Below are 13,841 nucleotides of genomic sequence, written 5' to 3' on the forward strand. Positions count from 1 at the left end.
TCGACGGTGTTCCGGGTGACCAGGCTCCAGGCGTCCTGCCGGTCCGGCGTCAGCGGGAAGTCGTTGCGGTCGGCACCGAGGTAGACCGCGCTGAGGCAGGACGCCTGCAACTCCGTACGCCGGGAGTCCTCGAGCTGTACGTCGACACCGTTGAGCGTCCGGTCCCGCTCGTACAACGCGGACAGGATCCCGGCCAGCACCTGCACGTGGTGCCCGTACTCGTGCCCGATCGCGAACGCCATCCAGGCTCGTGCCTGAGCCGGATCCTCCTGGTAGAACTTGATGTGCGTCGACGCGTCCATGTAGATCGTGTCGCCGCAGTAGTAGTCACGACCGTCGGCGAAGTCGCACGGCGACGACGGCGACCGGCCGAGCACGACGACCAGCTTCGGCGGACGGAACGTGAACCCCGCCTTGCGGATCGCCGGTGCCCATGCCTTGTTCAGGCAGCCCAGGTACTGCGTGAAGTACGCGCGCACGTTCGCGAGCGAGGTCGCCGGGTAGGCCGGCTCCGCGCAGCCGGACGCCGGGAGCTTCCCGATCCGGTAGATCGGACTGGCGGCGAGCGTCTTCGGCATCGGCGGCTCCGACACCGGCGCGGTCGAGTCGCCGCCGGGCGTCTCGGGAGTTGTCGACACGCCGGCGCGAGCCTTGGCGACCTCGGAGGCGAGGGCCCTGTCGGCGTCCGTGGCGGAGCTCTCCGACGCACACCCGGCCAGCAGGGCTACGGCCGCACAGAGCGCGATCACGCGTTTCACGCGCTGACTGTAGACCACAGCGGTTGACCACTGGCCTGTAAGGATGGGCGGGTGAAGGAGTTCTGGAGCAACATCACGTCGGTCCAGCCCGAGCCGTCTTTGAAGCTGGTGATCGGTACCGGGGTGGTCGCGCTGCTGCTGATCGCGTGGCGGCCGGTCTGGAAGTACACGCGGCAGGTCGTGACGATCGCGCACGAGGGAGCGCACGGGCTGATCGCGGCGCTGGTCGGGCGGAAGCTGTCCGGGATCCGGCTGCACTCCGACACCTCCGGCGTCACGGTGTCGCGCGGCAAGCCCACCGGCGGCGGCATGATCGCCGTACTGCTGGCCGGCTACCCCGGTCCTGCGCTGTTCGGGCTGGCTGCCGCGTTCGTCCTCAGCCGCGGGTACGCCGTTGCGCTGCTCTGGGGGCTGCTGCTCGCGCTGGTGATCCTGCTGCTCCAGATCCGCAACCTGTTCGGGCTGTGGTCTGTACTGGTGTTCGGCGCAGTCGTCTTCGGTGTGACCTGGTGGGGCTCCACCTCCGTACAGACGACGTTCGCTCATCTCCTCACATGGTTCCTGCTGCTGGCCGCCCCCCGCGCCGTACTGGAACTGCAGCACTCCCGGCGGCGCGGCCAGGGCCGCAGCTCGGACGCAGACCAGCTGCGGCGGCTTACCGGCGTACCGGCGCTGATGTGGGTCGGTGTGTTCGGACTGGTGACACTGGGCTGTCTAGCGCTCGGTGTGCTCTGGTCAGGCGTGTTGCCGAGCTAGACCGGTGGCAGTGTCACGCCGAAGCCGGTCACCGCGAGGCGTAGCAACACCTGCCCTGGTCGTAGGAGGTCAGCTACCTTCGCTGCGCTCAGCACCTCCAGCTCGGCTAGTCGCTTGTCGTAGGTCCCGTCGAGACGTGCCCGCTGCAGTTCGGCGGTGTTGTGCCAGACCTTCTGCCGCGACTCGCGGAGGAACCGCTGCGAGGCCAGCCGGTTCAGCGGTGTGAGCACACGGTCGAGCAGGCTCCGTGCACCACTCGCGGCCAGCTCACCGTCCTCAGCCGCGACCCGCTCCGCCAGTACGCCGTCGATCCGCTCGTGGTCCCGCCGGCGCCGGTCCATCAGCTGCTGGTCCAGGAAGTCGTCGTCACTGATCACTGCGAGCAACGCCTGCGGCAGGTCGTAGTTCACATGCGCGTTGATCCCGAGCAGCACATGCGCCAGCGGCGGCAGGTTCTCCGGCGCATCGAACGCCAGCCGCCAGGGCCGCGCGACCAGCTCGCCGTCATGCGCCTGCAGGTACAGCTCGGCGAACGCCACGTCCCAGCGCCCGACCCACTCCGGGTCCTCGAATCGCGTCCGGTCGACCGCCTGCCCGACCGCCCGCGTGGTCCGCAGGTACGTTCCGAGGAAGTACCGCCGGTGGGCAAGCTCCTCCGGCAGTACGTCGAGCCGCTGCTGCATCCGCGCCACGACGTCCGCGATCGGACTACCGTCATTCATCGAACCTCCCCCGAGGACAACACCACTGTCCTGCGATCCGGTGCTCGTCGGCAACCGCGAGACGATGTCTGGGCACCCTCCCCGAACATCACAGCTAGCCGGCACGGCCGCCGGTGATCGGCCGGCCGCGCTGCGCGACGCCGGGGCCGCCGTACGGGTAGTCGGCGGCTCCCGGGTCGCTGGCCTGGTCGAGCGTCGCGGTCTCGTCCGCGGTGAGGTGCAGGTCCGCGGCCGCGAGGTTGTCGTCGAGCTGCTCGAGCGTCCGGGCGCCGAGGATCACCGACGTGATCGCCGGCCGGTCGACCAGCCAGGCGAGCGCGACCTGCGCCATCGAGATCCCGCGCGCCGAGGCGATCTCGCGGACCGCGTCGACCACGTCCCGGACCCGCTGGTTGCGGCTGCGGCGGTACCAGGACTCGACCCCGCGGTCCGGGTTCTCACCGAGGCGCGTGCTGCCGCTCGGCTCCTCGTCGAACGAGTACTTCCCGGTCAGCCAGCCACCGCCGAGCGGTGACCAGGGCAGCAGGCCGAGCCCGTTGTCCTGCGCGGCCGGGACGATCTCCCACTCGATCTCACGGACCAGCAGGTTGTACTGCGGCTGCAGCGTCACCAGCCGCGACCACCCGCGGTGCGCGACCAGGTCACACGCCTTCTGCAACTGCCACCCGGTGAAGTTCGACAGGCCGCCGTACGAGATCTTGCCGGCCCGTACGGCGTCCTCGAGGAAGCCGAGCGTCTCCTCGAGCGGCGTGACCGGGTCCCACGCGTGCAACTGGTACAGGTCGATGTGATCGACACCGAGGCGCTCGAGTGACGCGTCGAGGGCCTTGCGGAGATGCCGGCGGGAGGTGCCAACGTCGTTCGGGCCGTCGCCGGTCGGGAACCGGCCCTTGGTCGCGAGCACGACGTCGGCGCGCTTCTTCGCCAGCCAGCGGCCGACGATCTGCTCGGAGACGCCGGCCGAGTACACGTCCGCGGTGTCGACGAAGTTGCCTCCGGCCTCGACGTACCGGTCCAGCTGGGCGTGCGAACCGGCCTCGTCGGTCTCGTTGCCGAACGTCATGGTGCCCAGGGCGTACGTCGAGACGACGGCGCCGCTCGCGCCGAGAGTGCGGTATTCCACGGTTACTCCCTCTGTGAGGACTGTCCGACGTGAAGACTACGGTGGCGGGTATGAAGACGAGTGAACTGCTGGTTGATGCGCACGGCCGGGTGCAGGAAGTCCTGCACGACGTGGTGGGCGGACTCGACGACAAGACTCTCGCCGCGCGACCGGGGCCGAAGGCCAACTCGATCGCCTGGCTGGTGTGGCATCTGACCCGGGTGCAGGACGACCACCTGGCGGATGCGGGTGAGTACGAGCAGGTCTACACCGCCGACGGGTGGCACGAGCGTCTCGGGCTGCCGTTGGACGCGGCCGACACCGGGTATGCGCACACCGCCGAGCAGGTCGGGCTGGTGCAGCTGTCGGCGAATCAGCTTCTCGGGTACTACGACGCCGTACACACACGCACCGTCGAGTTCCTGAAGACCGTGACCGACGAGGGCCTCGACCGGATCGTCGACCGCCGGTGGAACCCGCCGGTCACGCTCGGCGTCCGGCTCGTCAGCGTGATCGACGACTGCGCGCAGCACGCCGGACAGGCCGCGTACGTGAAGGGTCTGCTCAGCTGAGCGTGGTCTGCCAGAGGGAGGCGCCGGCGATCAGGTAGAGCTTGTGGTCCGGCAGCAGTACGGCGGCCGTCGGCGCACCCGACGGACCGGTCGACTCCTGCACGGTCCAATGCCCGTCCTGACCGCTGAGCACCTTCACCTTGTTGTCCTGGGCAACCACCTGGACGATCGTGCTGCCGTTCACCACCGGCGGCGGCAGCCTGTCCTTGTCCCCCACCGGGATTGCCGGTACGCCGTGCAGCCGCTTCGCCGTACCGGATGCGTCGAGCTGCCAGAGCGCGAGCTGACCGTCGGCGTACCCGGAGATCACGCAGTCCTTGCTGCAAGTCGCCGTACTGGCCTGGCTGCGATTGCCCGGCTCGGGCAGCACGATCCGCTTCCAGCCCATGTCGAGCTTGGTCGATCGCCACACCGCGGCCTCCTGAGCGACCACACCCGGCGCGAGCCGTACCTGCGATCCGACCAGCACGATGCTCTCGCCGAGCGTCGTACCGAACCCTGGACCGACCAGCAGCGACGGCGTGCTCTGCAGGACCGTCTTCGAGGGATCCTGCCGGGTCCACCTGCCGTTGCTCTGCGGCAGCCAGACCATCGCGTCGTTCCCGGTCTGTACGCCGCCCCACGAGCCGAGCAGTGCGCTGCCGCTCGGCGTCAGGACCGCGCTGTACAGGTCGCCCGCGTTCTGCCCGCCGAACGTGAAGAAGTTCTGCGGGTGCTCGACCAGACCGGTCTGGGGCGTACCGCTCCAGACGGTCCAGCGGGTATTGGAGTGCGCCCCGCCCGCGGCGCCGCCGAGGGCGAGGAGCTGCTTGCCGTCGTACGCGATCGAGTACCAGATCGCCTCGAACGCGTACGGGCTGGCGGGGTTGGGCATCACCGTGATCGGCATCCGGGTCCCGTTGTCGAGGAGTTCGAGTTCGGGGACGACCTTGGCGCCGCGATGCCGGAGGCCGATCAGCAGCTGGTTGTCGTGGGCGGTCAGCGTGACCGGCTCGGCGGGGCCGACGTCGACCTTGGTCCAGGCGATCGGATTCGGTTTCTCAGTTGTGCCGCTGCAGCCGGTGATGGTCGCGAGCAGCAGCATCGCGACCACGGTGAACCGGCGCATCTCAGCGACTCTGCGGCAGCTTGGTCGTGCGCTTGCGGCCGGCGCGCGGCGCGGACGGCGGCGGGACGACCGGGCCGAGGTCGCCGTCCGGCGCGGTGTCCAGGTCGACGATCACCGGCGCGTGGTCGCTCGGACCGGTGCCCTTGCGGGCCTTGCGGTCGATCCACGCGGCCTGCACCCGGCCGGCCACCCCGGCGGTGGCGAGCATCAGGTCGATCCGCATCCCGAGGTCCTGGTGGAACATGCCGGCCCGGTAGTCCCAGTAGCTGAAGATCCGGTGCTCCGGCCAGCGGTCGCGGACCACGTCGTGCAGGTCCTTCGCGGCCATCAGCTCGGCGAGCGCCTGCCGTTCGGGCGGCGTCACGTGGGTCTGGCCGACGTACGCCGCGGGGTCGAAGACGTCGGCGTCGGTCGGCGCGATGTTCATGTCGCCGCAGACGATCTGGTCGGCCGGACCGTTCGCGACCACCTCGGTGAGCGCCGCGAGCCAGGCGAGTTTGTACTGGTAGTGGTCGGAGTCCGGGACCCGGCCGTTCGGCACGTAGAGCGAGTGGATCCGGATCCCACCGCAGGTCGCGGCCACCGCGCGCGCCTCCGGGTGCGGGAACCCGGGCGCACCGGCGACACCGGTCACCACGTCCTCGAGCCCGACTTTCGACAGCAGCGCGACGCCGTTCCACTGCTGCTCGCCGGACAGCCCGGTCTCGTACCCGCGACCGGTCAGCTCGGCACCGAGCAGCTTCGTGAACGCGTCGTCCGCGAGCTTGGTCTCCTGCAGGCAGACGACGTCCGGCTGCCGCTCGTCGAGCCAGTCCAGCAACCGCGGCATCCGCTGCTTCACCGAGTTCACATTCCAGGTCGCCACTCGCATCGGACAACCGTAGCGCGCAGGATTCGCCGCCGCCCTCTGAGACGAGAGATCGGATCTCTGGGCGGATCGGGGTACGGTCCCGCCAGGAACTTCGGCGGAGGTGGGGACGACGATGCTGCAGGGCTTGGGGATCGATCAGCAGGACGAAGGTGTCTACGTGGAGCTGCTCCGCCGCCGGCGGGCGACGGCGGACGAGCTCGGTGCCGCCGTCGACCTGCCGATCGCGGTGGTCTCGGACGCGTTGACCAGGCTCGCCGGGCTGGGGCTGGTGACCGGCGACGACACCGGCCTGCACAACGCCGTACCGCCGGACGTCGGCCTCGGGACACTCGTCGTCCAGCATCAGAGCACGCTGCAGCAGGTCCAGCGGCGGCTGACCGAGCTGGTGGACGTGTACCGGACCGGCGCGGCATCGGCGATGAGCGAGGTGGAGGCGCTCACGACGCCGGAGGAACTCGCCACCTGGATCGACAACATCGAGCGCGGGGCGAAGCAGGAACTGCTCGCGTTCTTCAAGCCGCCGTACGTACTGGACGCGGACCTCGAGGTGACCACCGACGTCCCGGCGTACCGGTACGTGTACGAACGCTCGGCCCTGGAGGATCCGCGGACGCCGGCGGAGATCGGGCGGTTCCTGGCCGGCGGGTACCAGATCCGGCTGGTCAACGAGCTGCCGAGCAAGATGATCGTGATGGACCGGCGGATCGTGCTGCTGCCGATGCTGCCGGACCAGACCGGCGTCGAGCCGGGGTTCCTGCTGGTCCGTGGGCCGTCGCTGGTGCGGCTGCTGGTCGACCTGTTCGAGCGGGTCTGGCAGGTGGCGACGCCGTTGCAGCTGAGCGCGACGAGCCTGGTCGAGGGCGGGCCGGCCTGGGACGACTTCGACATCAAGCTGCTCACGTACCTGCTGTCCGGGATGCCGGACAAGTCGGCCGCCGCGCGGCTCGGGACCAGCGAGCGGACGGTGCAGCGGCGGATCAAGCGGCTGATGGAGCTGTCCGGCACCGACAGCCGGATGCAGCTGGCCTGGTACGCCGCCCGCTCCGGCCTGATCGCCCCGTGATCACCCCGTGAGTGGTCCCACCTCTTGTCGAGGTGGGACCACTCGATCGGTCAGCGCACCTGGTACGCGCGGGTCACGGTCTGCTCGACGGCGGTCCCGTCGACATCCGTGGCCTGCACCTTCAGCGTGACGAACCCGGCGGCCTTCGGGTTCTGCAGTACGGCGGTGGCGCCGGTGCTACCGGTCCGGCGTACCTGGGCCTGCTTCCAGCTCGCACCGTCGTCGTACGAGACCGAGACCTTGACGTCCTTCAGGTTCGGCGCGGCCAGCCCGGCCGGGTTCCGGAAGCCGAGCCCGAGGGTGCTGGTGCTGCCCCTGCGGACACTGTTGTCCAGGGCAACGTTCACGTCGTAGTCGATCGAGATCACCGGCAGCGCGCCGCGCTCGGTGTGCTCCGACCGGAACGTCCAGGCCGTGTTCACCTTGGTCGACGTCGTCCACCACGGCAGGTCCCGGGCGACCTCCGTGACCAGCGTGTACGTCGCCGGCTCCGGAACCATCGGGAAGTTCACCGACATCCACGGCGCCGACCCGACCAGCTGGCCGTCCCGGTAGACCGTGATCTTCTTCGTCTCCAGGTTGCTGAGCGGGGTGCCCCATTGGAGGGGCTCCATCGCCAGGAGCGGAGCGATGTCCACGCTGCCGACCTCGCCCAGGCGGAGCGTGCCGTACGGGTGATACGCGGTGATCGCGGACCGGACGACGGCCTTGTTCCAGGACCGGCTCGTGGTCTCCCCGGGCTTCAGCACGACCGGATACGTCTGCATGATCCCGGGCAGCATCTCCCACACCGCGGCGGGCGCCACGGTCTCGAAGGTCCGCACCCCGCTGCTGACGTACTCCGTGAGCGTGCGCGGCATCGTCGTACGCGTCAGGTACGAGACCAGGAACGTCTGCTTGTCCGAGACCAGCGCCCGGGCGAAACCGCCCTCCGTGTTCGGGGTGGACGCGTAGAAGCGGTCGTTGACGGTAGCGAGCTCTCGTGGGTCCGTCCGGTACTGCTGGTTCGCCAGGATGCCCTGCTGGGTCTTCAGCACCTCGTAGCTGTACGACGGCCAAGCCTTGCCGTGGAACAGCAGTTGGGTGCTGCCTTGAGCGGCCAGCGCCGCCAGCTTCGCGCCCTGCTCACCTGACAGCGTGAGCGTTGGGACCGCCGTCTGCACCTTCTGATAGAGGTCAGTCCCCCACTCGCCGGGTACGTCGCTGTAGATGACTACCGCGCTCGCACCGGCCGCTGCAGCGTTGGCCACGACCTGGTTGGTGCTGACGTCGTCACTGCGCTTGACCAGCGCCACGTTGCCGCGGACCGCTGCCGTGAGGTCCTGCACGCGGCCTGTGCCTGCGTTGACGACGCGGTACAGGTGGGTGCCGACGATCTTCGCCGAGCCGGTCCAGCCGCCGACGTACTCGGGGGCGATCGGGAAGGCTCCCCTGCCGACGACCTGGGTGGCGAGAATCGGCTCGGGCGCGGAGAAGTGCAGTCGGTGTTCGATCAGGTCCGGCTTGCCGGTCGACGGGATCGCGAACAGCTTGGTGTAGCCGGCCGCGTCCGATTGCAGTTCGTACCGGAGCGGGGTGTTGTCGCTGCCCAGCGACAGGCTCATCCGGGCCTGCCGGAGCTCAGTGGGCTTGGGCGTGGTGAAGCCGACCTGGTGCGCCTGGCTGCCGTCGAACGTCAGCGACTTGTCCGCGTCCAGCACGACTCCGGACTCGGCGCCGTACACGATCTGCCGGGTCTGGCCCCAGTCGTTCGTGAACCGGTACGTGCCCGACTCGAACGCGTACTCGCCGCGCGGCAGGTTCAGCGTCAGCGTGCCCGCGGTGCCCTCGAAGTAGTACATGTCGGCGGGCCGTGCGGTCTTCAGGTCGAAGACGAAGACCATGCCGTACGCGTGATCGGTCACGGGCTGCCCGTGGTCCTTCACGTTGATCGTGACGTTGAACCGCTGCACGTCCTGCTCGAAGCCGACGGCCGTGGTGACGACGGTCGCGCCGTCCGCGGACGTGCCGACGACGTGTTCGCCGTACGAGCCGGTGGCCATCGTTCCGCCGGTCAGCGTCACCGGTACGTCGGCCGTACCGTGGGCCGGGATCGTCACGGAGGTCGCGCCGAGCTGGAACGTGCCGGCCGGAACCGCCGTACCAGCAGACTTCTGGGCGAGCGTGAGCGTCACCGGCTGGTCGCCGCGGTTCGTGTAGGTGAGCTGCTTGACGACCGGGTCGGTCGAACCGAACGGACGCATCCCGAAGTCGACGACGCCCGACGCGGCGACCGTCTGGCGGAACGCGCGGCTGACGTCGACCCGGCCGGCGCCCTGGGCGAGCACCGAGGTGTCGGGGGTGGTCTTCGCCGTACTGATCAGCTGGTCCTTGAGCTGGGCCGGCGTCCAGTCCGGGTGCTCCTCGGCCAGGATCGCGGCCGCTCCGGCGACGTGCGGGGTCGCCATCGACGTACCGCTCGCGGACGTGTAGTTGGCGTCCACCGGGTGGCCCATGCTGGTCCCGGCCGCGCGGGCCGCGACGATCTCCGAACCGGGTGCGGTGATCTCCGGCTTCAGCGATCCGTCGACCGCGGGACCGCGGCTGGAGAAGGAGGTGATCGCGTCGTTGTGGTCCACCGCGCCGACCGTCAGTGCCGAGGCGGCGTCACCGGGCGAGCCGATCGTCGACGCGCCGGGGCCGGAGTTGCCGGCCGCGATCGTGAACAGTACGCCGGTCTGCGCGGTCAGCGTGTCGACCGCCTCGACCAGCGGGTCCTGGTCCTTCGGGCCGGCCGTTCCACCGAGGCTCATCGAGATGACCTTGGCGCCGGAGTGCGCGGCCCAGTCCATCCCGGCCACGATGTCGGACGCGGCGCCCTCGCCCTCGTTGGACAGCACCTTGCCGATCACCAGCTCGGCGCCCGGCGCGACACCCTTGTACTTGCCGCCGGACGCGGCGCCGCTGCCCGCGATGATGGAGGCGACGTGGGTGCCGTGGCCGTGCCCGTCCTGGACGGTCTGCCCGGCGACGAAGCTCTGGCTCTCGACGACCTTGCCGGCCAGGTCCGGGTGGTTCAGGTCGACGCCGGTGTCGAGGATCGCGACCTTCACGCCCTTGCCGTCGTACCCGGCCTGCCAGGCGTCGGGAGCGCCGATCTGCGGCACGCTCTTGTCCAGCAGCGCGTGCAGCTTCCGGTCCAGCCAGACGTGGTCGACGCCACCGGACAGCTGGGGCTTCGCCGTCCTGCCGACGTTGCCGTCGATCGAGTTCCAGAACGTGGCGGTGGTCGCCTTGTCGGCGGTGACCGCGGCGCCGCGGACGCTCGGCAGGTTGCGCTTCAGCTTGGTGCTGGTGGGCGCGGCCTTCTTCGCGAGCGTGTTGCCGGCGTACCTGACGATCATTGGGATGGCGCTGGTGTGCGCGTCGTCGTACCCCTGGGCGATCAGCCCGGAGACGTTGAAGAGCTGCTGGTCGACCTTGCCGGAGGCGATCATCGGTCCCGCCTCCGGCGGGATCACGTAGACGTCCTTGCCGACCGAGTAGCTGGTGAAGTTTCCGGTCGACCCGGCGTGCGGGGTCACGGTCACCGACGGCTTGCCGGCCGTCGTCGTCATCGTGACGACGTCGCCGGTGACCAGGGTGACCTTGGTCGACGACTGCTGGGACGGCGCCTTGGCCGTCACTCCGACCGTGGGCGGCAGCGACTCGGCCTTCGCGGTCCCGGGCACCACGAGGGTGGCGGTGAGCGCGAGGCCGAGCAGCATCGATCTTCTGGTTGCCATGGGGCTGGCCCTCCTTCTTCCCCGGAATCAGTTCCGGTGGCGGAAAGCCTCACCGAGGCGGACCCGGGCCGCTACGGATCGTCGCTGGCGATCACCTGACATGTCGGGTCGCCGCCTACGGCTGATCGCTGCCCGTAGTTATCCACAGACTCGAAGTCATCGGTTCCGGAGGCCCGGAATCAGGCACTCTCTTGGGCAGGAGATATCCGGGGCTTTCCGGGGAGAGGGACTGATGGCTGATCTCGACTGTGATCCGGCGGACGTGACGGCACTCGTGGCGTACCTGCGTGACATCGGCCGGCACGAGCTACTGACCTTGGAGGAGGTGAACGAGCACTCGTACTGGATCGAGGCCGGGCTGCTGGCGGCCGAGCGGCTGCACGGCGACCCGGGGCGGTCCGACGCGGCCGAGCTGCGGCAGGTGGTCGCGCGCGGGCAGCTGTCCTGGCAGGCGATGGTCGAGGGCAACCTGCGGCTGGTCGTCTCCCTCGCCCGGCGGTACGGCGGGAAGGGCATCTCGCTGCTGGACCTGATCCAGGAGGGCAACATCGGGCTGATGCGGGCCGTCGAGCGGTTCGACCACCGCCTCGGGAACCGCTTCTCGACGTATGCGATCTGGTGGATCCGGCAGGCGATCGGGCGGGCGATCTCGGACCGGTCCCGGCTGGTGCGGATGCCGGCCCAGGCGTACGCCGACGCGTCCCGGGTGAGCTCGGCGCGGCAGGAGCTGACCCAGCAACTGGGCCACGATCCGAGTACGCCGGAGCTCGCGCGGGCGACCGGGCTCAGCATCGCGCGGATCGAGCGGGCGCAGGCGTGGCGGATGCACCCGGAGACGCTCGACCTGGACGAGTCCGAGCCGGTGCTGGAGGACGACCCGATCGTGCTCCAGGCGGCGTTGCGCCGGGACCTCGCGTATCACCTGGACTTCCTGGACGACCCGCACCGGCTGGTTCTGCAGCATCGGTACGGGCTGCGCGGGCACATCCCGTCGACGCCCGAGGAGACCGCCGTACAACTCGATCTGAACCCGGCGAAGGTGCGGGCCCTGGAGCGCGAGGCGCTGCGCCAGCTCCGGCGGCGGGCCCTGCCCCAGCTTCGCGAGTACGTCGCCTGAGGACCAGCTTGGAGGTGCTGGAATGATGTGAGTGTGAGACTTCTGCGTACCGCCTGGCCGCGTGAGCTGGCGGCGGCCGTGTCGGCGGCCGCCCGCGAGTCGACCGGGAGCAAAGAAGACGTGCTCGCCGCCGTGCAGCTGGCGAACGGCCGCTGGGTGGCCGGCACGCGGGCGGCCGTCTACCTGCCGTCGGACTCCGCGGACGTGGACCGCCGGGTCGGCTGGGAGCAGATCGAGCGCGCGAACTGGGACTCCGAGGCGTCGGTGCTGCACATCTACGAGACCACCGACTTCGGGACGCCGCTGCGCGCCAGCGAGCTCAAGGTCGAGGACCCCGGACGGTTCGGCCAGTTACTCCGCGAGCGGGTCGACGCGAGCATCGTCGTCCAGCGTCACGTGCCGCTGTCCGGCAAGCGCGGCGTACGCATCGTCGGCCGCCGCAACCCGTCCGGCGCGGACACCGAAGTGACCTGGAACATCGTTCTGGACAAGGGATTGGAGCCCTCCCAGCCCGGTGTCGTGGCGGCCGCCGAGGCGGCGCTGCGGGAGGTCCGCGACGAGTTCGGCGTCTGACCCGGCAGGCACCCGAATCCCGTTTTTGTAGTTCGCCGGTCGCCTGCTAACCTACTCAGGTCCTCGGGTTCAGGGCGCAGAGCACCACGATCCCGCCTAGCTCAATTGGCAGAGCAGCCGGCTGTTAACCGGCAGGTTACTGGTTCGAGTCCAGTGGCGGGAGCAACCATCTCAGCCGGGTCCTGATTCTCAGGAGCCCGGCTTTTTTCTTTGCGCACCAATTACACTTCAGCTATTGGCCTAGACCGCTGGTCGGGCGTACTTTCCTCTCCAGATCCCGAGGGGGCCTCGGGGATGGAGGGGAAAGACTGATGAATTTCAAGAAGGTTCTGAACACCAAGGCCGGCCGCCTGCTGGTGGCCGGCGTCCTGGGGGCAGGTGTTCTGGTCGGCGTCACGGTCGCCGCCAACGGCGCCGTACGCCCGGACTGCAAGACGCTGTCGTACCCACTGTGCCCGCGCTCGGTCGCGGCCTCCCAGGTGGTCGACAACAGCATCCCGAAGTCCAAGATCGCCCCAGCCGACCGCGAAGCATTCCTGAAAAACACCCCAGACGTCTACGGCAAGGCAGGCGTGACGAAGGAGATCGAGCCGACGGTGATCAAGAACCTCGGCGGCAAGTACTTCGACGGGTTCACCACTCTCGGCACCTTCACGCTGCCGAAGGGCACCTGGCTGGTCAACACGTCCGTGACGTTCAACCGCACGGCAGCGGGCGTCGCCGGCAGCATGCCGCAGGTCGGTCTCCGCATCGGGCAGGGCACCGCCTCCCCGAACTGGGGCATCGACGTCGGCACGGTCGGCGGCGTGGCGATCTCGCCAGCGAAGGGCCACGACCTGTTCGGCTCGGCGGTGAAGATCGTGACGGTGACCGCTGACACCACCGTCGGCGTCTACGGGTTCGGCTACAACCAGGACCAGGGAACGGCCGGCAGCGGGGACATCACCGCGGCGGCTTCGATCGTCGCCGTGCAGGTTGGGTGACTCCTGCACCTGGCCGGCGTGAGCTGACCGGGGGCAGGTGACGAGAGGCCCTGGCCGCAGACGTGCGGCCAGGGCCTCTCCGTGCTCGGTGGGAGGAAGTGCTACTTCCCCTTCTTCCGGTCGATCGCCCGCTGGATGCGGTGCTGAGGCTGACCGAGGATCTTCGACAGCAGCGGTACGCGGTACTTGTACGCCGCGATCGCGCCTACCACGATCACCAGGAAAATGAACCAGCCCATGGATGTTCCCTTCGTCCGGACTTGACTCCATCATGCCCGGTCCACACCAACCAGCCCTCCGTCAAACCCCTGACCTCCCCCTGGTTTCGCATCACCCCCGCCCGCACCGATACGATCACCCGCACACGGGGCGGTAGCTCAGCTGGTTAGAGCAGGGGACTCATAATCCCTGGGTCACGGGTTCGAGTCCCGTCCGCCCTACTTTCAGTTGTA

Annotated in this window: 13 protein-coding genes and 2 tRNA genes; 8 read left to right on the forward strand and 7 right to left on the reverse strand. The window is 69.3% G+C overall.

Going from position 1 to position 13,841, the window contains the following annotated elements; genetic code table 11:
* Window positions 1–758: neutral zinc metallopeptidase (locus tag VFF46_RS12170; protein WP_325037196.1), on the reverse strand; the 758-nt coding region annotated here is incomplete at its 3' end.
* A 51-nt stretch (window positions 759–809) separates the two neighbouring features.
* On the opposite strand from VFF46_RS12170, the gene VFF46_RS12175 reads away from it, so the two are divergent.
* Window positions 810–1,514 (forward strand): M50 family metallopeptidase, encoded by a 705-nt coding sequence (locus tag VFF46_RS12175; RefSeq protein ID WP_325037197.1) that lies wholly within the window; start codon window positions 810–812, stop codon window positions 1,512–1,514.
* Here VFF46_RS12175 and VFF46_RS12180 read toward each other — a convergent pair.
* Together VFF46_RS12180 and VFF46_RS12185 are read right to left on the reverse strand one after the other, a co-directional pair.
* Window positions 1,511–2,236: a DUF5995 family protein gene (locus tag VFF46_RS12180; RefSeq protein WP_325037198.1), complete on the reverse strand. Its 726-nt coding sequence runs from the start codon at window positions 2,234–2,236 to the stop codon at window positions 1,511–1,513. The two genes, VFF46_RS12175 and VFF46_RS12180, sit on opposite strands and share 4 nt — an antisense overlap.
* A 94-nt stretch (window positions 2,237–2,330) precedes the next feature.
* Complete coding sequence (locus tag VFF46_RS12185; RefSeq protein ID WP_325037199.1) at window positions 2,331–3,359, reverse strand: aldo/keto reductase; 1,029 nt, start codon at window positions 3,357–3,359, stop codon at window positions 2,331–2,333.
* Between the two features lie 50 nt (window positions 3,360–3,409).
* Between VFF46_RS12185 and VFF46_RS12190 the strand changes: the two genes are divergently transcribed.
* Window positions 3,410–3,910 carry a mycothiol transferase gene (locus VFF46_RS12190; RefSeq protein ID WP_325037200.1) on the forward strand — a complete coding sequence of 167 codons (501 nt, stop codon included), beginning with the start codon at window positions 3,410–3,412 and terminating at the stop codon, window positions 3,908–3,910.
* Here VFF46_RS12190 and VFF46_RS12195 read toward each other — a convergent pair.
* Together VFF46_RS12195 and VFF46_RS12200 are read right to left on the reverse strand one after the other, a co-directional pair.
* A complete protein-coding gene (locus tag VFF46_RS12195) occupies window positions 3,903–5,018 on the reverse strand; it encodes a hypothetical protein (protein WP_325037201.1) in 1,116 nt (371 codons plus the stop codon). The two genes, VFF46_RS12190 and VFF46_RS12195, sit on opposite strands and share 8 nt — an antisense overlap.
* A 1-nt stretch (window position 5,019) precedes the next feature.
* The gene (locus tag VFF46_RS12200; RefSeq protein WP_325037202.1) at window positions 5,020–5,889 is read right to left on the reverse strand and encodes an exodeoxyribonuclease III; all 870 of its coding nucleotides are present in this window, start codon (window positions 5,887–5,889) and stop codon (window positions 5,020–5,022) included.
* Window positions 5,890–6,001: 112 nt separating this feature from the next.
* Here VFF46_RS12200 and VFF46_RS12205 point away from each other — a divergent pair, with 112 nt between their 5' ends.
* The gene (locus VFF46_RS12205) at window positions 6,002–6,952 is read left to right on the forward strand and encodes a helix-turn-helix domain-containing protein (protein WP_325037203.1); all 951 of its coding nucleotides are present in this window, start codon (window positions 6,002–6,004) and stop codon (window positions 6,950–6,952) included.
* Between the two features lie 50 nt (window positions 6,953–7,002).
* Here the strand turns inward: VFF46_RS12205 and VFF46_RS12210 are convergent, their stop codons facing one another.
* Window positions 7,003–10,716, reverse strand: coding sequence for a S8 family serine peptidase (locus VFF46_RS12210; RefSeq protein ID WP_325037204.1), 3,714 nt, complete (start codon window positions 10,714–10,716; stop codon window positions 7,003–7,005).
* Between the two features lie 232 nt (window positions 10,717–10,948).
* Here VFF46_RS12210 and VFF46_RS12215 point away from each other — a divergent pair, with 232 nt between their 5' ends.
* From VFF46_RS12215 to VFF46_RS12230, 4 genes are all read left to right on the forward strand, one after another.
* On the forward strand, window positions 10,949–11,833 hold the full coding sequence (locus VFF46_RS12215; RefSeq protein ID WP_325037205.1) for a sigma-70 family RNA polymerase sigma factor: 885 nt from the start codon (window positions 10,949–10,951) through the stop codon (window positions 11,831–11,833).
* 33 nt (window positions 11,834–11,866) lie between these two features.
* Window positions 11,867–12,406 carry a hypothetical protein gene (locus tag VFF46_RS12220; protein ID WP_325037206.1) on the forward strand — a complete coding sequence of 180 codons (540 nt, stop codon included), beginning with the start codon at window positions 11,867–11,869 and terminating at the stop codon, window positions 12,404–12,406.
* A gap of 90 nt (window positions 12,407–12,496) precedes the next feature.
* Window positions 12,497–12,569, forward strand: a tRNA-Asn gene (locus VFF46_RS12225).
* A gap of 148 nt (window positions 12,570–12,717) precedes the next feature.
* The gene (locus tag VFF46_RS12230) at window positions 12,718–13,389 is read left to right on the forward strand and encodes a hypothetical protein (protein WP_325037207.1); all 672 of its coding nucleotides are present in this window, start codon (window positions 12,718–12,720) and stop codon (window positions 13,387–13,389) included.
* 101 nt (window positions 13,390–13,490) lie between these two features.
* Here the strand turns inward: VFF46_RS12230 and VFF46_RS12235 are convergent, their stop codons facing one another.
* Window positions 13,491–13,628, reverse strand: coding sequence for a hypothetical protein (locus VFF46_RS12235; RefSeq protein WP_325037208.1), 138 nt, complete (start codon window positions 13,626–13,628; stop codon window positions 13,491–13,493).
* A 127-nt stretch (window positions 13,629–13,755) separates the two neighbouring features.
* Here VFF46_RS12235 and VFF46_RS12240 point away from each other — a divergent pair.
* A tRNA-Ile gene (locus VFF46_RS12240) sits at window positions 13,756–13,829 on the forward strand.
* Window positions 13,830–13,841 lie beyond the last annotated feature (12 nt).

The organism is Kribbella sp. (assembly GCF_035655035.1).
GTDB lineage: Bacteria > Actinomycetota > Actinomycetes > Propionibacteriales > Kribbellaceae > Kribbella.

Bases quoted from the DNA above. Each gene is read 5' to 3' on its own strand.
- VFF46_RS12180 (WP_325037198.1), bottom strand. From the start codon at position 2,236: ATGAATGACGGTAGTCCGATCGCGGACGTCGTGGCGCGGATGCAGCAG.
- VFF46_RS12190 (WP_325037200.1), top strand. From the start codon at position 3,410: ATGAAGACGAGTGAACTGCTGGTTGATGCGCACGGCCGGGTGCAGGAA.
- VFF46_RS12195 (WP_325037201.1), bottom strand. From the start codon at position 5,018: ATGCGCCGGTTCACCGTGGTCGCGATGCTGCTGCTCGCGACCATCACC.
- VFF46_RS12200 (WP_325037202.1), bottom strand. From the start codon at position 5,889: ATGCGAGTGGCGACCTGGAATGTGAACTCGGTGAAGCAGCGGATGCCG.
- VFF46_RS12205 (WP_325037203.1), top strand. From the start codon at position 6,002: ATGCTGCAGGGCTTGGGGATCGATCAGCAGGACGAAGGTGTCTACGTG.
- VFF46_RS12210 (WP_325037204.1), bottom strand. From the start codon at position 10,716: ATGGCAACCAGAAGATCGATGCTGCTCGGCCTCGCGCTCACCGCCACC.
- VFF46_RS12215 (WP_325037205.1), top strand. From the start codon at position 10,949: ATGGCTGATCTCGACTGTGATCCGGCGGACGTGACGGCACTCGTGGCG.
- VFF46_RS12230 (WP_325037207.1), top strand. From the start codon at position 12,718: ATGAATTTCAAGAAGGTTCTGAACACCAAGGCCGGCCGCCTGCTGGTG.
- VFF46_RS12235 (WP_325037208.1), bottom strand. From the start codon at position 13,628: ATGGGCTGGTTCATTTTCCTGGTGATCGTGGTAGGCGCGATCGCGGCG.